The sequence below is a fragment of the Pseudomonas hormoni genome, from assembly GCF_018502625.1.
GTDB lineage: Bacteria > Pseudomonadota > Gammaproteobacteria > Pseudomonadales > Pseudomonadaceae > Aquipseudomonas > Aquipseudomonas hormoni.
In genome coordinates this window covers 5181959-5200471 of record NZ_CP075566.1, presented here as the reverse complement: position 1 = coordinate 5200471, position 18513 = coordinate 5181959, and the positions used below count along the sequence as shown (strand labels likewise).

Sequence of the window (18513 nt, the reverse complement as noted above, 5' to 3'; positions counted from 1 at the left end):
GCCAGTCAATGTAGACGAAGTCTTCAGGTGTACGCGGTCGCTGTGGCGAGGAAGCTTGCTCCCGCTGGGCTGCGAAGCAGACCCAAATACTGAGGACGCGGTCTGTCAGGCAGACCGCGTTGGCAGGTTTGCGACGGCTTCGCCGCCGAGCGGGAGCAAGCTCCCTCGCCACAGAGGGGAGCGGGGCTTGCTGCTTAGCGGGACATGACTTCCCGAATATCCGCCGCCAATTCACGAACGCGTTCTTCCTCGGTATCCCACGAGCACATGAAGCGTGCGCCGCCGTTGCCGATGAAGGTATAGAAGCGCCAGCCCTTGGCGGTCAGCGCAGCGATGGCCGGTTCCGAGAGTTGCAGGAACACGCCGTTGGCCTGCACCGGGAACATCAGTTCAACGCCCTGAATGTCACTGACCAGTTCAGCCAGCAACTGCGCGCAGTGGTTGGCATGGCGGGCGTACTTGAGCCAGGCGTCGTTTTCCAGAATCCCGACCCACGGTGCCGAGAGGAAGCGCATCTTGGACGCCAGCTGACCGGCCTGTTTGCAGCGGTAGTCGAAGTCTTCGGCCAGTTTGTGGTTGAAGAACAGAATCGCTTCACCCACGGCCATGCCGTTTTTCGTGCCGCCGAAGCACAAGACATCGACCCCGGCCTTCCAGGTCAGGTCCGCTGGCGAGCAGCCAAGAAATGCGCAGGCGTTGGAGAACCGCGCGCCGTCCATGTGCAGGTTCAGGCCCAGTTCTTTGCAGGTGACACTGATGGCGCGGATTTCTTCCGGGGTGTAGATGCTGCCGACTTCGGTGGCCTGGGTCAGGGTCACGACGCGCGGTTTCGGGTAGTGGATGTCCTGGCGCTTGAGGGCCACTTCGCGGATCGATTCCGGGGTCAGCTTGCCGTTTTCGGTGCGGGCGACCAGCAGTTTGGAGCCGTTGGAAAAGAACTCCGGCGCGCCGCATTCGTCGGTTTCGACGTGGGCGGTTTCCGAGCAGATCACGCTGTGGTAACTCTGGCACAGCGACGACAGGGCCAATGAGTTGGCCGCAGTGCCGTTGAAGGCGAAGAACACTTCGCAGTCGGTTTCGAACAATTTGCGGAATTGATCGGACGCGCGGGCGGTCCATTCATCGTCGCCGTAAGCGCGCTGGTGACCGTGGTTGGCCTGTTCCATCGCCGCCCAGGCTTCAGGGCAGATACCGGAATAGTTGTCGCTGGCGAATTGTTGGCTCTTATCGGTCATGGCCCTGCTTTCCGTGGTCGGGACGCTTATGGTGAAGCGTTTCGTGGTCAATGATGGTGCGCACTTTACCGAAGATCATCCGGGGAGCACACGGGATGCGTCTGACAGAACAATACAAAGACGACGGGCAATTATGCACATGACGCAACGGGATGGGGCACTGGATCTGCTGAAGTGGCTGGCGCTCCTGAGCATGGTGCTCGATCACCTGCGATATGTCGGTTACTCCGTCGATATTCTTTATGCTCCCGGCCGGTTGGCGTTTCCGTGGTTTTGTCTGGCGATGGCGGCGAATGTTTCGCGGGCACGGGAAGTCACACATCAGTGGCGGTATTTGGGCTGGTTGATTCTGTTCAGTGCCATCAGCGAAATCCCTTACAGGATATTCATCCCTGATCCCGACACCCTGAATGTGTTGCCTACGCTGGTGCTTGGGCTATTGGTCGCGCGTGGCTGGCAGGATGAAACACTGCCATCGCGCCTGCTCGCGGTCGGCGCTGTGATGCTGGGAGCACTGTTCTCGGAACGCCTGATGTTCGGTTTCTTTGGTGTTCTGCTGCCTCTGGCGATGCTGCTGGTGATCAGGCGGCCCTGGTATTTCAGCCTGTTTCCGGGATTGGTTTGCATGGCTGCCAATCAATGGCATGTGTTGTATGCCTCGGCCCGATTTGGCAGCAGCGCCGCCTTGTTCGGGATTGCCACTTGTCTGATCGCGCCATTGCTCGGGTTGTTCTTGTTGCGACATGCCAGCCGTTTCAAGCCGCCGCCGATGCGGCGTTGGGCGTATGCGCTCTATCCCGCGCACTTCCTCGCATTGCTGGCCCTACGCCAACTCCTGGCCTGAACCCGTCCTGTGGCGAGGGAGCTTGCTCCCGCTGGGCTGCGCAGCAGCCCCAAACCCAGAACATGCGGTTCTGCAGTCAGATCGAGTTTGTCGGTTTTACGACTGCTTCGCAGCCGAGCGGGAGCAAGCTCCCTCGCCACAAAGGCCTTTGCCAGCCATCCTTTGCAGTCCATGTCGTAAACGCACCTTTGCGTGGCGTCCGTAGGCATTTGGCCTGTCTGCGCCGGTCATACCATCGCATCAAAGGGCACTGCCGACAGGTACGTGCCTCACCGAGACGAATGGCGCACCGCCGCCGCTGGGAGAGACGCGATGTTCAGCAAGCAAGACCAGATCAAGGGTTACGACGATGCACTGCTGGCGGCGATGAATGCCGAGGAGCAACGCCAGGAAGATCACATCGAGCTGATCGCGTCAGAGAACTACACCAGCAAACGCGTCATGGAAGCGCAGGGCAGTGGCCTGACCAACAAATACGCCGAAGGCTATCCGGGCAAGCGCTACTACGGTGGCTGCGAGCACGTGGACAAGGTTGAAGCCCTGGCCATCGAACGCGCCAAGCAACTGTTCGGCGCCGATTACGCCAACGTGCAGCCGCACTCCGGTTCTTCGGCCAACAGCGCCGTGTACCTGGCCCTGCTGCAAGCCGGCGACACCATTCTGGGCATGAGCCTGGCCCATGGCGGCCACCTGACCCACGGTGCCAAGGTGTCGTCCTCGGGCAAGCTGTACAACGCCGTGCAGTACGGTATCGACACCAAAACCGGCTTGATCGACTACGACGAAGTCGAGCGCCTGGCCGTCGAATGCAAGCCGAAGATGATCGTCGCCGGCTTCTCGGCCTACTCCAAGACCCTCGACTTCCCACGCTTCCGCCAGATCGCCGACAAGGTCGGTGCGCTGCTGTTCGTCGACATGGCTCACGTTGCCGGTCTGGTCGCTGCCGGCCTGTACCCGAACCCGCTGCCTTACGCCGATGTGGTCACTACCACCACCCACAAGACCCTGCGCGGTCCACGTGGCGGCCTGATCCTGTGCAAGTCCAACGAAGAAATCGAGAAGAAGCTCAACGCAGCCGTCTTCCCGGGTGCCCAGGGCGGCCCGCTGATGCACGTGATCGCCGGTAAGGCCGTGTGCTTCAAGGAAGCTCTGGAGCCAGGTTTCAAGGCTTACCAACAACAAGTGATCGACAACGCCCAGGCCATGGCCGGCGTATTTATCAAACGCGGCTACGATGTAGTGTCCGGCGGCACCGACAACCACCTGTTCCTGGTCAGCCTGATCCGTCAGGGCCTCACCGGCAAAGAAGCGGATGCAGCACTCGGTCGCGCCCACATCACCGTGAACAAGAACGCTGTCCCGAATGATCCACAGTCGCCGTTCGTCACTTCGGGCCTGCGCATCGGCACCCCGGCGGTGACCACGCGCGGCTTCAAGGTGACCCAGTGCGTCACGCTGGCCGGCTGGATCTGCGACATCCTCGACAACCTCGGCGACGCCGATGTCGAGGCCAATGTCGCGCAGCAAGTGTCGGCCCTGTGCGCAGATTTCCCGGTTTATCGCTGAGCGCGGTTTTGGAGTAAATGACTATGCAACGCTACTCGGGCTTCGGCCTCTTCAAACACTCCCTCAGCCATCACGAAAACTGGCAGAAAATGTGGCGCACGCCGACCCCTAAAAAGGTCTATGACGTGGTCATCGTCGGCGGTGGCGGGCATGGTCTCGCCACGGCTTACTACCTGGCCAAGGAACACGGCATCACCAACGTGGCCGTGGTCGAGAAAGGCTGGCTGGGCGGCGGTAACACCGCGCGCAACACCACCATTGTCCGCTCCAACTACCTGTGGGACGAGTCGGCGCACCTGTACGAACACGCGATGAAATTGTGGGAAGGTCTTTCCCAGGACCTGAACTACAACGTGATGTTCTCCCAGCGCGGCGTCTACAACCTGTGCCACACCCTGCAAGACATTCGTGATTCCGAGCGTCGGGTCAGCGCCAACCGCCTCAACGGCGTGGACGGTGAACTGCTCGATGCCAAACAAGTGGCCGACGAGATTCCGTACCTCGACTGCTCGAAGAACACGCGCTATCCGGTGATGGGCGCAACCGTCCAGCGTCGCGGCGGCGTAGCCCGTCACGATGCCGTGGCGTGGGGCTTTGCCCGTGCCGCTGACGCACTCGGCGTGGACCTGATCCAGCAGACCGAAGTGATCGGTTTCCGCAAGGAAAACGGTGTGTGCATCGGTGTTGAAACCAACAAGGGCTTCATCGGCGCCAAGCGCGTCGGTGTGGTCACTGCCGGTAACTCCGGGCACATGGCCAAGCTGGCCGGTTTCCGTCTGCCGATCGAATCCCACCCGCTGCAAGCGCTGGTGTCCGAGCCGATCAAACCGATTATCGACAGCGTGATCATGTCCAACGCCGTGCACGGCTACATCAGCCAGTCCGACAAGGGCGACCTGGTGATCGGCGCCGGTATCGACGGCTACAACGGCTACGGCCAGCGTGGTTCGTACCCGGTGATCGAACACACCATCCAGGCCATCGTCGAGATGTTCCCGGTGCTGTCTCGCGTCCGCATGAACCGTCAGTGGGGCGGCATCGTCGACACCACGCCGGATGCGTGCCCGATCATTTCGAAAACCCCGGTCCCGAACATGTTCTTCAACTGCGGTTGGGGCACCGGTGGCTTCAAGGCAACACCTGGCTCGGGCAACGTGTTTGCCGCGAGCCTGGCCAAGGGTGAAATGCACCCATTGGCCGCACCTTTCTCCATCGACCGTTTCCACAACGGTGCGTTGATCGACGAACACGGCGCTGCTGCGGTTGCCCACTAACAGGAGAAATCCCCATGTTGCATATCTTCTGTCCTCACTGCGGCGAGCTGCGCTCCGAAGAGGAATTCCACGCATCCGGCCAGGCGCACATCCCGCGTCCACTGGATCCGAACACCTGCACCGACGAGGAGTGGGGCGACTACATGTTCTTCCGCGATAACCCTCGCGGTTTGCACCACGAACTGTGGATTCACGCCGCCGGTTGCCGTCAGTACTTCAACGCCACCCGCGACACCGTGACCTACGAGATTCTCGAGACCTACAAGATCGGCACCAAGCCACAATTCACCGACAAGACCGATAGCCCGAAAGCGGCCACCACGGCTCTGGGAGAGAAGGTATGAGCCAGATCAATCGCCTGTCCAACGGCGGACGGATCGACCGCAACAAAGTGCTGAGCTTCACCTTCAACGGTCAGGTCTACAAAGGCTTTGAAGGCGACTCCCTGGCCGCTGCCCTGCTGGCCAACGGTGTCGACATCATCGGCCGCAGCTTCAAGTATTCCCGTCCGCGCGGCATCTTCGCTGCCGGTGCCGAAGAGCCGAACGCCGTGCTGCAGATCGGCGCCACCGAAGCCACGCAAATCCCGAACGTACGCGCCACGCAACAAGCGCTGTACCAAGGCCTGGTCGCCACCAGCACCAACGGCTGGCCGAGCGTGAACAACGACATGATGGGGATTCTCGGCAAGGTCGGCGGCAAGCTGATGCCGCCGGGCTTCTACTACAAAACCTTCATGTACCCGCAATCGTTCTGGATGACGTACGAGAAGTACATTCGTAAGGCCGCAGGTTTAGGCCGTTCGCCGACCGAGAACGATCCGGACACCTACGACTACATGAACCAGCACTGCGACGTGCTGATCGTCGGCGGTGGCCCTGCTGGCCTGGCCGCTGCCTTGGCCGCTGCGCGCAGCGGTGCCCGCGTGATCCTCGCCGATGAGCAGGAAGAGTTCGGCGGCAGCCTGCTCGATTCCCGCGAAAGCCTCGACGGCAAACCGGCTACCGAGTGGGTCGCCAGTGTCATCGCCGAACTGAAAGACACCCCGGACGTGCTGCTGTTGCCGCGCGCCACGGTCAACGGTTACCACGACCATAACTTCCTGACCATTCACGAGCGCCTGACCGATCACCTCGGCGACCGCGCCCCGATTGGCCAGGTGCGTCAGCGCATCCACCGGGTTCGCGCCAAGCGCGTGGTCCTGGCGACCGGCGCTCACGAGCGTCCACTGGTTTATGGCAACAACGACGTGCCGGGCAACATGCTCGCCGGTGCAGTCTCGACTTACGTGCGCCGTTACGGCGTGGCACCGGGCAAGAAACTGGTGCTGTCGACCAACAACGATCACGCCTACCGCGTTGCGCTGGATTGGCTCGATGCCAGCCTGCAAGTGGTGGCCATCGCTGACGCCCGCAGCAACCCGCGTGGTGCGCTGGTGGAAGAAGCCCGCGCCAAAGGCATTCGCATCCTGACCGGCAGCGCCGTGATCGAGGCCCGTGGCAGCAAGCACGTGACCGCCGCTCGCGTTGCCGCGATCGATGTAAAAGCACACGCCGTGACCAGTCCTGGCGAGTGGCTTGATTGCGATTTGATCGCCAGTTCCGGCGGTTACAGCCCGGTGGTTCACCTGGCGTCGCACTTGGGTGGCAAGCCGATCTGGCGTGAAGACATCCTTGGTTTCGTACCGGGCGAAGCACCGCAGAAACGCGTGTGCGTCGGTGGCATCAACGGCGTCTACGGCCTCGGCGATTCCCTGGCCGATGGTTTTGAAGGCGGCGCTCGCGCAGCCAGCGAAGCCGGTTTCAGCGTGGTCGAAGGCACCTTGCCGAAAGCCCTGAGCCGTCTGGAAGAGCCAACGTTGGCGCTGTTCCAGGTGCCGCACGAAAAGAACACCGCACGTGCGCCGAAGCAATTCGTCGACCTGCAAAACGACGTCACCGCTGCCGCCATCGAACTGGCGACCCGCGAAGGCTTCGAGTCGGTCGAGCACGTCAAACGCTACACCGCACTGGGCTTCGGCACTGACCAGGGCAAGCTCGGCAACGTCAACGGCCTGGCCATCGCCGCCCGTTCGCTGAACGTGACCATCCCGCAGATGGGCACCACCATGTTCCGTCCGAACTACACGCCGGTTACCTTCGGCGCCGTGGCCGGCCGTCACTGTGGGCACATTTTCGAGCCAGTCCGTTTCACTGCCCTGCATCACTGGCACGTGAAAAACGGCGCCGAGTTCGAAGACGTCGGTCAGTGGAAGCGTCCGTGGTACTTCCCGAAAAACGGTGAAGACATTCATGCCGCGGTGAAACGCGAATGCAAAGCCGTGCGCGACAGCGTCGGCCTGCTGGACGCGTCGACCCTCGGCAAGATCGACATCCAGGGCCCGGATGCGCGCGAGTTCCTCAACCGCATCTACACCAACGCCTGGACCAAGCTCGACGTGGGCAAGGCCCGTTACGGCCTGATGTGCAAAGAAGACGGCATGGTCTTCGACGACGGCGTCACCGCTTGCCTGGCCGACAACCATTTCGTGATGACCACCACCACCGGCGGCGCTGCACGCGTGCTGCAATGGCTGGAAATCTACCAACAGACCGAATGGCCAGACCTGAAGGTGTACTTCACTTCCGTGACGGATCACTGGGCAACCATGACCCTGTCCGGGCCGAACAGCCGCAAGCTGCTCAGCGAAGTCACCGACATCGACCTGAGCAACGAAGCCTTCCCGTTCATGACCTGGAAAGAAGGCCTGGTCGGCGGTGTGCCGGCGCGGGTGTTCCGGATTTCGTTTACCGGTGAGCTGTCGTACGAAGTCAACGTGCAAGCCGACTACGCCATGGGCGTGCTCGAGAAAATCGTCGAGGCCGGCAAGCAATACAACCTGACCCCGTACGGCACCGAAACCATGCACATCCTGCGGGCCGAGAAGGGCTTCATCATCGTCGGCCAGGACACTGACGGCTCGATGACGCCTGATGACCTGAACATGGGCTGGTGTGTCGGTCGCACCAAACCGTTCTCGTGGATCGGCTGGCGTGGCATGAACCGCGAAGACTGTGTGCGTGATCAGCGCAAACAGCTGGTGGGCCTGAAGCCGATCGATCCGGCCAAATGGCTGCCGGAAGGTGCGCAACTGGTGTTCAACACCAAGCAGACGATCCCGATGACGATGGTCGGTCACGTCACCTCCAGCTACCTGCACAACTCCCTGGGCTATTCGTTTGCCATGGGCGTGGTGAAAGGCGGTTTGAAGCGCATCGGCGAGCGGGTGTTCGCACCGCTGGCGGATGGCAGCGTGATCGAGGCGGAAATCGTTTCTTCGGTGTTCTTCGATCCGAAGGGTGATCGCCAGAACATCTAATGGCCTCGAGAACTGTGGGCGGGCTACCAATCGCTAGCAGGCTAGCTCCCACAGGGGAACGCGGTTGAATGTGGGAGCTAGCCCGCTAGCGATAGTGGTAGTGCAGCCTCCACAGGAACCAACAGAATTCAGGAACAGGTGCTTTATGACCGCAGCCAATGTTTACCAACAACGCCCAACCACCGGGGCCAAGGCCGAGTCGTCGCTGCATCATGCCGACCTCGCCAGCCTGGTCGGCAAGGGCCGCAAAAACGCCGGCGTGATCGTGCGTGAGAAAAAACTCCTCGGCCACCTGACCCTCCGTGGCGATGGCCACGACGCTGCGTTTGCCGCGGGCGTGCACAAGGCCCTGGGCATCGAATTGCCGGGCGCACTGACCGTCATCGTCAAAGGCGAAACCAGCCTGCAATGGATGGGGCCGGATGAATGGCTGCTGATCGTGCCAACCGGCGAAGAGTTCGCCGCCGAGCAGAAACTGCGTGAAGCGCTGGGCGATTTGCACATCCAGATCGTCAACGTCAGCGGTGGTCAGCAGATCCTCGAACTGAGCGGCCCGAACGTGCGTCAGGTGCTGATGAAATCCACCAGCTACGACGTGCACCCGAACAGCTTCCCGGTGGGCAAGGCTGTCGGCACCGTGTTCGCCAAGTCGCAACTGGTGATCCGCCACACGGCCGAAGACACCTGGGAACTGCTGATTCGTCGCAGCTTCTCGGATTACTGGTGGTTGTGGTTGCAGGATGCGGCGGCTGAGTACGGGCTGAGCGTCCAGGCGTAATTCGGCTCATGACTGCTTTTGTGGCGAGGGAGCTTGCTCCCGCTCGACTGCGAAGCAGTCGCAAACCCTGTATCCGCATTCCTCCTGTAGGAATGCGGTCGCTGATTTTGGGGTCGCTTCGCAACCCAGCGGGAGCAAGCTCCCTCGCCACAGAGTTCTCTCTGATCACAGATGTAGCAGCAGGAGTCACCGCACTATGAGCCGCGCCCCAGACACATGGATTCTGACCGCCGACTGCCCCAGCGTCCTCGGCACCGTGGACGCGGTGACCCGCTTTCTGTTCGAGCAGGGCTGCTACGTCACCGAGCACCACTCCTTCGATGACCGGCTTTCGGGCCGGTTCTTCATTCGCGTGGAATTCCGCCAGCCCGACGGCTTTGACGAACAAGCCTTCCGCGCGGGCCTCGAAGAACGTGGCCAGGCCTTCGGGATGATCTTCGAACTGACCGCGCCGAACTACCGGCCAAAAGTGGTGATCATGGTCTCCAAGGCCGATCACTGCCTCAACGATTTGCTCTACCGCCAGCGCATCGGCCAGTTGTCGATGGACGTCGCCGCCGTGATCTCCAACCACCCGGACCTCAAGCCGTTGGCCGACTGGCACCAGATTCCGTATTACCACTTCCCGCTCGACCCCAACGACAAGCCGTCGCAGGAGCGTCAGGTGTTGCAGGTGATCGAAGAGTCCGGTGCCGAACTGGTGATCCTTGCGCGCTACATGCAGGTTCTGTCGCCGGAGCTGTGCCGCAAACTCGACGGCAAGGCGATCAATATCCACCACTCCCTGCTGCCGGGGTTCAAGGGTGCGAAGCCGTATCACCAGGCCTACAACAAGGGCGTGAAACTGGTGGGCGCAACGGCGCATTACATCAACAACGACTTGGATGAAGGTCCGATCATCGCTCAGGGCGTGGAAGTGGTGGACCACAGTCATTACCCGGAAGATTTGATCGCCAAGGGGCGGGATATTGAAGGGCTGACGTTGGCTCGCGCGGTTGGATATCACATCGAGCGACGCGTGTTTTTGAACGCGAACAGAACCGTCGTTCTTTAGGTCGCCATCGCTAGCAGGCTAGCTCCCACAGGGTTTTGGGTTGTTCACAAATCCTGTGTTCACCCGAATCACTGTGGGAGCTAGCCTGCTAGCGATGACGCCATTACAAGCAACACATAAACAGCATCTATACCCGAGCAATCAACGCGCCGCCGATCCAATGGCGACGCGACCGCTACATAAAAACAACAGCGAGGTGAAAGCATGTCTGGCAATCGTGGTGTGGTGTATCTCGGCGCAGGCAAGGTCGAAGTACAGAAAATCGACTATCCGAAAATGCAGGACCCGCGTGGCAGGAAGATCAATCACGCTGTCATCCTGCGCGTGGTTTCCACCAATATCTGTGGTTCCGACCAGCACATGGTGCGCGGCCGTACCACCGCCCAGACCGGTCTGGTGCTGGGCCACGAGATCACTGGCGAAGTGATCGAAAAGGGCAGCGACGTCGAGAACCTGCAGATCGGCGACCTGGTGTCCGTTCCGTTCAACGTGGCTTGCGGGCGCTGCCGTTCCTGCAAGGAAATGCACACCGGCGTCTGCCTCAGTGTTAACCCGGCGCGTCCGGGCGGCGCTTACGGTTATGTCGACATGGGCGACTGGACCGGCGGTCAGGCTGAATACGCGATGGTGCCGTACGCCGACTTCAACCTGCTGAAACTGCCTGATCGCGATCGCGCGATGGAAAAAATCCGCGACCTGACCTGCCTCTCCGACATCCTGCCAACCGGTTACCACGGCGCAGTGACGGCCGGCGTTGGCCCAGGCAGCACCGTGTACATCGCAGGTGCCGGCCCGGTCGGTCTGGCGGCTGCCGCTTCCGCTCGCCTGCTGGGCGCGGCGGTAGTGATCATCGGCGACGTCAACACCGTCCGCCTGGCACACGCCAAGGCGCAAGGTTTCGAAATCGCCGACCTGTCCCTGGACACCCCGCTGCACGAACAGATCGCTGCGCTGCTGGGTGAACCGGAAGTGGATTGCGCCGTCGACGCCGTGGGCTTCGAAGCGCGCGGTCACGGCCATGACGGCGTGAAACACGAGGCTCCGGCCACCGTGCTCAACTCGCTGATGGGCGTGGTTCGGGTGGCCGGCAAAATCGGTATCCCTGGCCTGTACGTGACCGAAGATCCGGGTGCCGTGGACGCGGCCGCGAAAATGGGCAGCCTGAGCATCCGCTTCGGTCTGGGCTGGGCCAAGTCCCACAGCTTCCACACCGGCCAGACTCCGGTGATGAAGTACAACCGCCAGCTGATGCAGGCGATCATGTGGGATCGCATCAACATCGCCGAAGTGGTGGGCGTTCAGGTGATCAGTCTGGATCAGGCACCGCAAGGCTATGGCGAGTTCGATGCGGGCGTGCCGAAGAAGTTTGTGATCGATCCGCACAAGCTGTTCAGCGCGGCATAAGGCTTCACGCAATACAAAACGGCGACCTTCGGGTCGCCGTTTTTATTGGAAGGAACACAAACCCTGTGGCGAGGGAGCTTGCTCCCGCTGGGCTGCGAAGCAGCCCCAAAACAATCCTACTCGGTGTATCAGGTAAAAAGAGGTGACTGAATTTACGACAGCTTCGCCGCCGAGCGGGAGCAAGCTCCCTCGCCACAAAAGCTTGCTTCAGTGCCGCGAGTTAGAGCACCGCCAACGCCCCTTGATACAACACCGGCCCCGTCGGTTGCCCGGTCGGCGAACCACCCTTCGGCTCAAGACTCACCGCCAATGCTATCGGCTTGCCGATCAACGCTTTCTGCGCATCGCTGAGTTCTACGCGTCCCTTGCCACCCGCCGGAATCACACCAAGGGAAATCGGTTTGCCATCCGCCGGAATCGCCCACAACTCCAGGCTGCGTCCCGGATCGACCGCCGCCAGCGTCAGTGGTTCGACCTTCAGATAATCCTCATGTGCTTCGACCTTAAGCGCAGGCTGCGCGTCGGCCGTCAGCAGCGTGGCGCTGTAACGCGCACTGTCGCGGTTATAAATCACGCCCAGCGTTACCGCGATCACCAGCGAACATACCGCCGCCGTCAGCCGCATCCAGTTCCAGAACGGTCGTTTCTCAGGCACATGCAAAACCTGTGGCTCGATTCGCGCGGTGATGCCTTCCCACACACGATCCGGCACCGGCTGTTCGGGCAGGGCTTCAGTCAGGCTGGCCAGGCTTTCCTGCCATTGCGCCAGCTCTGCACGCAACGCCGCGTCCTCCAGCAGCAACCGTTCAAATCGTCGGCGAGCGGCCGGGGGCATCAGGCCGATGGCGTAGTCGGCGGCGAGGGCGCGGCGCAGGGGCGGGGTTTGATAGTTCATGATTCAAGGCACCTGCGCAGGCGCTCCATTCCACGGCGGATCCAGGACTTCACCGAGCCCAGCGGCGCGGCCAGGTGTTCCGCCAGTTCCGAGCACGACAACCCCTGAAAATACGCGACGGTAATTGATTGGCGCTGCATGCCTTCAAGGCTTTCCAGGCAGCGGTTCAAGTCGCTGGCATCGCGGGCACTGCTCAATTGTTCATGGGCCGAGGGACTTTCATCCACCAGGGCCTGTTCTTCGAATTCGGTCAGCGGCCGGTCGCGGTGTTTGCGCAACTGGTCGATGGCTTGGTGACGCGTGATGTTGATCATCCAGGTCAGCGGGGCCGACAGATGAGCCTCATAGCGCGCAGCGTTGTTCCAGATGCGCACGAAACTTTCCTGCAAGACCTCTTCAGCCAGGTCGGAGCGCCCCATGAATCGCAGGGCGACACCGTGCAGCCGTGGTCCGACACTGCGGTAGAGCGTCTCGAAAGCGCGGCGGTCACCCAGCGAACACTGGGCCAGAAGCTGCCTGAGCTGATCGGTGTCGGCGATGGATATAACGGTTCTCCAGACAATCGAAGCGGGCTGTGTGAGGGGGCGGGTGCAGCCAGAGGTTAGTTCACGGTGTGCGGTTGTTCCATTCACTGGCCGACCCCTCGGGAAAAACCGCCGCCCCCGATGCGCGGGCGGCGGCACGGCTCAGCTCTTGGGCATCAGCACTTTGTCGATGACCTGAATCACCCCGTTGGACTGGTACACGTCATAGGTGGTGATGTCGGCAACGTCACCTTTTTCATCCTTGATGGTGATGTTGTGCGGGCCGTTCATCATGGCCCAGAGCTTGCCGCCGGCCACCGTGGTGAGCTCGGTTTTCCCGCCACCGGCCTTGATCTTCCCGGCCAGGGTCGTCATGTCGAGTTTTCCGGCGACAACGTGGTACGTGAGGATTTTGCTCAGGGTTGCCTTGTTTTCCGGTTTCAGCAGCGTATCGACAGTGCCAGCGGGGAGGGCGGCAAACGCCGAGTTGACCGGCGCAAACACCGTGAACGGGCCTTTACCCTTGAGGGTGTCGACCAGGCCCGCCGCTTTCACGGCGGCTACCAGCGTGGTGTGGTCGGCGGAGTTGACCGCGTTATCGACGATGTCCTTGCTCGGCAGCATGTTTTGGCCGCCGACCATGACAGTGTTGTGACCCCTCTCTTTCGCTTGCACAGTGTTCAGGGCAAATCCGCCAAGGGCCAGGGTCAGCAGGCTGGCAATCAAGGGAGTTTTGATCGAAGTGCGTTTCATGGTGATGATCCTTTTGTGGAGAATCGGCCAGTAGTGTCTGTCCGTGCTTGATATACGTGGCTCGGACTCGACTGGATGCAGCACCGGGAAATTATTTTGAACAGGTTTTGCGTTTTGACCGGCTGGGATTGAGCTATTGCTCGCCCTTGGAAAGGCTGGGAACAATCCTCGGGGATGCCAGTCCAACAGACAGTTTTTCGCCGCCCGTTATCAGGCGGTTTTCATGGCACACGAGGATGTCTGGATGAAGATTTCACATGGTTTTGCACTGGCATCGCTCATGACCCTGGCGGCCAGCCCGGTCTTTGCTCAGTTCAGCCTGAGCGATGCGGCCAATGCCATTTCCGGCATGAAGGGCGATAACGCCGCCACAGCGGCAGCGCCGACCTCTGAAACGGCGGGTTTGCTGGGTGCGCTCAGCCAATTGAACGTGACACCCCAGCAAGCCGTCGGTGGCACCGGGGCAATGTTGGGGCTGGCGAAGAACCAGTTGAGTTCGACCGACTATTCGGAACTGGCCAAAAGCGTACCGGGCATCGACAAGCTGTCGGGCGGCGGTGAGCTGGGTGCGCTCGCCGGTCTGCTCGGTTCGAATGGCAAGGCCGCCGGTCTGGATAACGCGCTGGGCAACGTCAAGGACACCAAGGACCTGAACAACGCGTTCAGTGCACTGGGCATGGACAGCGGCATGATCGGCCAGTTTGCCCCGGTGATTCTGCAGTATCTCGGTCAGCAGGGCGTGGGCGGTTCGCTGCTGCAGAGCCTGGGCGGAATCTGGGGCGCCGGCAGCTGATTCAGCGGCGCTCGGCGCGCAAGGCGTCGATGCGCCGGTCCTTCTCGATCCAGAGCTGGTTGACCCAGTTCTGGACCGTCTCGCGAAACGCCGCATCATTCTCGTAATCGCCCTGCCACAGCGCGGGGTCGAGTTCGCGGGTGTTGATGTCGATGATGACCCTCGGCACGTTGCCGCTGATCAAATCCCAGAACCCCGGAATCTTCTGCTGCGGATACACCACCGTCACATCGAGAATGGCATCCAGCTGTTCACCCATCGCCGCCAGTACAAACGCGACACCACCAGCCTTGGGCTTGAGCAGATGGGTGAACGGTGACTGTTGCTGAGCGCTTTTCACCGAGGTGTAGCGGGTGCCTTCCAGATAATTGACCACCGTTACCGGCTGGCGCTTGAACAGCTCGCACGCGGCTCTGGTGATCTCCAGATCCTTGCCCGCAAGCGTCGGGTTTTTCGCCAGAAACGCCTTGGTGTAGCGCTTCATGAACGGGTAATCCAGCGCCCACCACGCCAGGCCCAGGAACGGTACCCAGATCAGTTCTTTCTTGAGGAAGAATTTGAAAAACGGCGTGCGCCGGTTGAGTGTCTGGATCAGTGCCGGGATATCGACCCAGGATTGATGGTTGCTGATCACCAGATACGACGTGTCGACCCGCAGGTCAGCGCCGCCGCGAATGTCCCATTGTGTGGGGATGCACAGACGGAAGATCAGCTTGTCGATCTCGGCCCAGGTCTCGGCGATCCACATCACCGCCGTGGATGCGTAATCACGCCAGCGGCCGGGCAGGATCAGTTTGAGCAGGGCAAACACCATCAGCGGTCCGAACAGGACCAGGGTGTTGAGCAACAGCAGCAGGATAACGAAACAGCCGGTGAGCAGGCGGCGCATAAATAACTCTTGAAAGCGTTTGGGCGCGCCATGATAAGCAGCTTGGCGGCGCAGGCCAAATCGGTGGTGACGAATGTTTCACCTTTGCATCGTTATGCTTGCAGCCTGATGAGATCCCTGTGGCGAGGGAGCTTGCTCCCGCTGGGCTGCGAAGCGGCCCCAAAACCAGGCGCTGCGATTTTTCAGGCACACCGCATGAACCGGTTTTAGGACTGCTTCGCAGCCCAGCGGGAGCAAGCTCCCTCGCCACAAAGGTGTATGGCCGTCCAACTATCGTTGTTATTTGCGGTCTAGAATTCGGCCTCTGCGCTCCTATTTTCCAAAAAGGACATCCATTACGTGAAATCCCTCCTCGCACTGCTTTCCCTCGTGGCCCTGCCGGTCCTGGCCGCCGAGCCGACCCTGTACGGGCGCTACGAATACATTGCGCTGCCGGAAATCGGCGGTGAAGTCCTCAAGGCCAAAATGGACACCGGCGCCCTGACCGCGTCGCTGTCGGCCAAGGACATCGAAACCTTCACCCGCGACGGCGATGAGTGGGTACGCTTCCGCCTCGCTACCAAAGATGCGAGCAACAAGGTCTACGAGCACAAGGTCGCGCGGATCAGCAAGATCAAGACCCGCACAGAAGAAGACGAGGATGAAGATGCAGCGGCGCCCACCAAGCGTCCGGTGGTCGATCTGGAACTGTGCCTGGGCAACGTCAAGCGCACGGTTGAGGTCAACCTGACCGACCGCAGCAGCTTTAACTACCCGCTGCTGATCGGTGCCAAAGCCCTGCGTGAGTTTGGCGCGGCCGTGAACCCGGCGCGACGTTTCACCGCTGACAAACCCGACTGCTGATTTCAAGTGGTCTCATTGACGTGAGGTGAGGCTTGGGGCACCGTTCGCCCACCCAACTGCCGGGCTCGGACGCCATGCCTCATATCCTGATTGTCGAAGACGAAGCGGCGATTGCCGACACCCTGATTTTCGCCTTGCAGGGCGAAGGGTTCACCACGACGTGGCTGAGCCTCGGCGCCGCCGCGCTGGAGCTTCAGCGGCAGACGCCAGCGGATCTGATCATTCTCGACATCGGTCTGCCCGACATCAGTGGCTTCGAAACCTGCAAGCAACTGCGGCGTTTCAGCGACGTGCCGGTGATTTTTCTCAGTGCCCGCGATGCGGAAATCGATCGCGTCGTGGGCCTGGAAATCGGCGCCGACGATTACGTGGTCAAGCCGTTCAGCCCACGGGAAGTGGCCGCGCGGGTCCGGGCCATCCTCAAACGCATGGCGCCGCGTGCGGTGGCCGAGGTTGCATCGACACTGTTTCGCATCGACAGCGAGCGAGTGCAGATCAGCTATCGCGGCCAGTTGCTGACCCTGACGCGCCACGAATTCCGTCTGCTGCAATGCCTGCTCGAACAACCCGAACGCGTCTTCAGCCGCGAGCAATTGCTCGATGCGTTGGGTGTCGCCGCCGATGCCGGGTACGAGCGCAGCATCGACAGCCACATCAAGAGCGTGCGCGCCAAATTGCGCCAGGTGAAGGCCGACGCCGAGCCGATCCAGACCCATCGCGGCCTCGGCTACAGCTACAGCCCGGGGCACAGCTGATGCCATTGGGGATCCGGATTTTCCTGGTCTATGTGCTGTTCATCGGCCTGACGGGTTACTTCGTACTCAGCACCGTGATGGAAGAAATCCGCCCCGGCGTGCGTCAGTCCACTGAAGAAACCCTGGTCGACACCGCCAACCTGATGGCTGAAATCCTGCGCGACGACTTCAAGGCCGGCACGCTCAACCAGAACCGCTGGCCGGAACTGCTCAGGGCCTATGGCGAGCGGCAGCCAAAAGCCAATATCTGGGGGCTGCCGAAGAATCAGGTCAACCACCGTATCTACGTCACCGACGCCAAGGGCATCGTGGTCCTGGACTCCAGCGGCGTGGCGGTGGGTGAGGACTACTCGCGCTGGAACGACGTTCTGCTGACCCTGCGTGGCGAGTACGGCGCCCGCTCCAGTCGCAGCGATCCGAACGATGCCAGTTCTTCGGTGATGCACGTTGGCGCGCCGATTCGCGATAACGGCCGGATCATTGGCGTGGTCACGGTAGCCAAACCCAACAGCTCGTTGCAGCCTTACGTCGATCGCACCGAGCGCCGATTGCTCGCGTATGGCGCCGGGCTGATCGGCCTCGGTTTGCTGTTCGGCGCGCTGCTGTCGTGGTGGCTGAGCGCGGCGCTGCGGCGCTTGACCGCTTATGCGAAAGCCGTGAGTGAAGGCCGGCGGGTCGAGGTTCCGCATTATCGCGGCGGCGAAATGGAGCAACTGGCGACCGCCGTGGAGCAGATGCGCACGCAGCTCGAAGGCAAAGCCTACGTCGAGCGTTATGTGCACACGTTGACCCATGAACTGAAAAGCCCGCTGGCGGCGATTCGCGGCGCGGCGGAGTTGCTGCAGGGTGAGATGCCGTTGGCTCAACAGCAGCGTTTCGTCAGCAACATCGACAGCGAAAGCGTGCGGATGCAGCAATTGATCGAGCGTCTGCTGAATCTGGCTCAGGTTGAGCAGCGCCAAGGGCTGGAAGAGCGAGTGGCCGTGCCGTTGGCGGGGTTGGTCGATGAGTTGCTGAATGCGCAGGCCGCGCGCATTGAAGGCAAACAGTTGCGCGTGGAACAGGCGATTCCAGTGGATCTGGCGATCACTGGCGAGCCGTTTCTGTTGCGTCAGGCGTTGGGCAACCTGCTGGAAAATGCCTTGGATTTCACGCCGGCAAACGGTGTATTGCGATTCAGCGCCGCGAAGGTCGGGGAGCAGATTGAATTCAAACTGTTCAACCAGGCCGAGGCCATTCCCGACTACGCGTTGCCGCGATTGAGTGAGCGCTTCTATTCCTTGCCGCGTCCGGACAGCGGGCGCAAGAGCACCGGGTTGGGGCTTAACTTTGTTGAGGAAGTGGTGAAGTTGCATGGTGGGACATTGCACGTCGGCAATGTCGAGGGCGGGGTTGAAGTGATGTTGCGCCTGGCTTAGGACCGAGTCGTGGCCAATCGCCGGCTTGCCGGCGATGGGGCCGACCCGGTCTCCACACACTCTCCATATTCCCTCCATAAACCCCACACACTCTGATCCCAGACTCTCCCCATCCAAACAGGGAGAGTCC

Annotated in this window: 17 protein-coding genes; 12 read left to right on the top strand and 5 right to left on the bottom strand. The window is 61.1% G+C overall.

Annotation, left to right across the window (positions count from 1 at the left end):
• Positions 1-194 precede the first annotated feature (194 nt).
• The gene (locus KJF94_RS24235) at positions 195-1235 is read right to left on the bottom strand and encodes a threonine aldolase family protein (protein ID WP_214379347.1); all 1041 of its coding nucleotides are present in this window, start codon (positions 1233-1235) and stop codon (positions 195-197) included.
• Between the two features lie 133 nt (positions 1236-1368).
• On the opposite strand from KJF94_RS24235, the gene KJF94_RS24230 reads away from it, so the two are divergent.
• From KJF94_RS24230 to fdhA, 8 genes are all read left to right on the top strand, one after another.
• On the top strand, positions 1369-2079 hold the full coding sequence (locus KJF94_RS24230; protein WP_214384949.1) for a TraX family protein: 711 nt from the start codon (positions 1369-1371) through the stop codon (positions 2077-2079).
• Positions 2080-2391: 312 nt separating this feature from the next.
• Positions 2392-3645 carry a serine hydroxymethyltransferase gene (gene glyA, locus KJF94_RS24225; protein WP_214379345.1) on the top strand — a complete coding sequence of 418 codons (1254 nt, stop codon included), beginning with the start codon at positions 2392-2394 and terminating at the stop codon, positions 3643-3645.
• A gap of 23 nt (positions 3646-3668) precedes the next feature.
• Positions 3669-4919 (top strand): sarcosine oxidase subunit beta, encoded by a 1251-nt coding sequence (locus KJF94_RS24220; RefSeq protein ID WP_007947735.1) that lies wholly within the window; start codon positions 3669-3671, stop codon positions 4917-4919.
• 14 nt (positions 4920-4933) lie between these two features.
• The gene (locus tag KJF94_RS24215) at positions 4934-5263 is read left to right on the top strand and encodes a sarcosine oxidase subunit delta (RefSeq protein ID WP_017341182.1); all 330 of its coding nucleotides are present in this window, start codon (positions 4934-4936) and stop codon (positions 5261-5263) included.
• On the top strand, positions 5260-8277 hold the full coding sequence (locus KJF94_RS24210) for a sarcosine oxidase subunit alpha (RefSeq protein ID WP_214379343.1): 3018 nt from the start codon (positions 5260-5262) through the stop codon (positions 8275-8277). Before KJF94_RS24215 ends, KJF94_RS24210 begins: the two co-directional genes overlap by 4 nt.
• Before the next feature lie 145 nt (positions 8278-8422).
• Complete coding sequence (locus tag KJF94_RS24205) at positions 8423-9055, top strand: sarcosine oxidase subunit gamma (RefSeq protein WP_214379341.1); 633 nt, start codon at positions 8423-8425, stop codon at positions 9053-9055.
• A gap of 196 nt (positions 9056-9251) precedes the next feature.
• Positions 9252-10109 carry a formyltetrahydrofolate deformylase gene (gene purU / locus KJF94_RS24200; protein WP_214379339.1) on the top strand — a complete coding sequence of 286 codons (858 nt, stop codon included), beginning with the start codon at positions 9252-9254 and terminating at the stop codon, positions 10107-10109.
• Positions 10110-10313: 204 nt separating this feature from the next.
• A complete protein-coding gene (fdhA, locus tag KJF94_RS24195; protein WP_017341178.1) occupies positions 10314-11513 on the top strand; it encodes a formaldehyde dehydrogenase, glutathione-independent in 1200 nt (399 codons plus the stop codon).
• 220 nt (positions 11514-11733) lie between these two features.
• On the opposite strand, the gene KJF94_RS24190 is transcribed toward fdhA, so the two are convergent.
• Genes KJF94_RS24190 through KJF94_RS24180 form a run of 3 tightly spaced genes read right to left on the bottom strand, consistent with a single transcriptional unit; the run spans position 11734 to position 13685 of the window.
• Positions 11734-12408, bottom strand: a complete 675-nt coding sequence (locus tag KJF94_RS24190; protein WP_214379337.1) for an anti-sigma factor — start codon at positions 12406-12408, stop codon at positions 11734-11736.
• Positions 12405-13040 carry a sigma-70 family RNA polymerase sigma factor gene (locus tag KJF94_RS24185; protein WP_214379335.1) on the bottom strand — a complete coding sequence of 212 codons (636 nt, stop codon included), beginning with the start codon at positions 13038-13040 and terminating at the stop codon, positions 12405-12407. The genes KJF94_RS24190 and KJF94_RS24185 overlap by 4 nt, the downstream gene beginning before the upstream one ends.
• A gap of 54 nt (positions 13041-13094) precedes the next feature.
• Positions 13095-13685 (bottom strand): fasciclin domain-containing protein, encoded by a 591-nt coding sequence (locus KJF94_RS24180; protein ID WP_214379333.1) that lies wholly within the window; start codon positions 13683-13685, stop codon positions 13095-13097.
• Positions 13686-13929: 244 nt separating this feature from the next.
• On the opposite strand from KJF94_RS24180, the gene KJF94_RS24175 reads away from it, so the two are divergent.
• Complete coding sequence (locus KJF94_RS24175; RefSeq protein WP_214379331.1) at positions 13930-14478, top strand: DUF2780 domain-containing protein; 549 nt, start codon at positions 13930-13932, stop codon at positions 14476-14478.
• Between the two features lies 1 nt (position 14479).
• Here KJF94_RS24175 and yihG read toward each other — a convergent pair whose 3' ends face one another.
• Positions 14480-15367, bottom strand: a complete 888-nt coding sequence (gene yihG / locus KJF94_RS24170; protein WP_214379329.1) for a 1-acylglycerol-3-phosphate O-acyltransferase, YihG family — start codon at positions 15365-15367, stop codon at positions 14480-14482.
• A 339-nt stretch (positions 15368-15706) separates the two neighbouring features.
• Between yihG and rloA2 the strand changes: the two genes are divergently transcribed.
• From rloA2 to creC, 3 genes are all read left to right on the top strand, one after another.
• Positions 15707-16210 carry a retropepsin-like aspartic peptidase RloA2 gene (gene rloA2 / locus KJF94_RS24165; RefSeq protein ID WP_214379327.1) on the top strand — a complete coding sequence of 168 codons (504 nt, stop codon included), beginning with the start codon at positions 15707-15709 and terminating at the stop codon, positions 16208-16210.
• A gap of 74 nt (positions 16211-16284) precedes the next feature.
• Positions 16285-16965: a two-component system response regulator CreB gene (gene creB, locus KJF94_RS24160; RefSeq protein WP_214379325.1), complete on the top strand. Its 681-nt coding sequence runs from the start codon at positions 16285-16287 to the stop codon at positions 16963-16965.
• The gene (gene creC, locus KJF94_RS24155) at positions 16965-18383 is read left to right on the top strand and encodes a two-component system sensor histidine kinase CreC (RefSeq protein WP_214379323.1); all 1419 of its coding nucleotides are present in this window, start codon (positions 16965-16967) and stop codon (positions 18381-18383) included. Before creB ends, creC begins: the two co-directional genes overlap by 1 nt.
• The last annotated feature ends 130 nt before the right edge of the window (positions 18384-18513 follow it).

What these genes read in the sequence shown, in the direction of transcription:
- KJF94_RS24235 (WP_214379347.1), bottom strand. Translation starts at nt 1,235, where the DNA reads ATGACCGATAAGAGCCAACAATTCGCCAGCGACAACTATTCCGGTATC.
- KJF94_RS24230 (WP_214384949.1), top strand. Translation starts at nt 1,369, where the DNA reads ATGCACATGACGCAACGGGATGGGGCACTGGATCTGCTGAAGTGGCTG.
- glyA (WP_214379345.1), top strand. Translation starts at nt 2,392, where the DNA reads ATGTTCAGCAAGCAAGACCAGATCAAGGGTTACGACGATGCACTGCTG.
- KJF94_RS24220 (WP_007947735.1), top strand. Translation starts at nt 3,669, where the DNA reads ATGCAACGCTACTCGGGCTTCGGCCTCTTCAAACACTCCCTCAGCCAT.
- KJF94_RS24215 (WP_017341182.1), top strand. Translation starts at nt 4,934, where the DNA reads ATGTTGCATATCTTCTGTCCTCACTGCGGCGAGCTGCGCTCCGAAGAG.
- KJF94_RS24210 (WP_214379343.1), top strand. Translation starts at nt 5,260, where the DNA reads ATGAGCCAGATCAATCGCCTGTCCAACGGCGGACGGATCGACCGCAAC.
- KJF94_RS24205 (WP_214379341.1), top strand. Translation starts at nt 8,423, where the DNA reads ATGACCGCAGCCAATGTTTACCAACAACGCCCAACCACCGGGGCCAAG.
- purU (WP_214379339.1), top strand. Translation starts at nt 9,252, where the DNA reads ATGAGCCGCGCCCCAGACACATGGATTCTGACCGCCGACTGCCCCAGC.
- fdhA (WP_017341178.1), top strand. Translation starts at nt 10,314, where the DNA reads ATGTCTGGCAATCGTGGTGTGGTGTATCTCGGCGCAGGCAAGGTCGAA.
- KJF94_RS24190 (WP_214379337.1), bottom strand. Translation starts at nt 12,408, where the DNA reads ATGAACTATCAAACCCCGCCCCTGCGCCGCGCCCTCGCCGCCGACTAC.
- KJF94_RS24180 (WP_214379333.1), bottom strand. Translation starts at nt 13,685, where the DNA reads ATGAAACGCACTTCGATCAAAACTCCCTTGATTGCCAGCCTGCTGACC.
- KJF94_RS24175 (WP_214379331.1), top strand. Translation starts at nt 13,930, where the DNA reads ATGAAGATTTCACATGGTTTTGCACTGGCATCGCTCATGACCCTGGCG.
- yihG (WP_214379329.1), bottom strand. Translation starts at nt 15,367, where the DNA reads ATGCGCCGCCTGCTCACCGGCTGTTTCGTTATCCTGCTGCTGTTGCTC.
- creB (WP_214379325.1), top strand. Translation starts at nt 16,285, where the DNA reads ATGCCTCATATCCTGATTGTCGAAGACGAAGCGGCGATTGCCGACACC.
- creC (WP_214379323.1), top strand. Translation starts at nt 16,965, where the DNA reads ATGCCATTGGGGATCCGGATTTTCCTGGTCTATGTGCTGTTCATCGGC.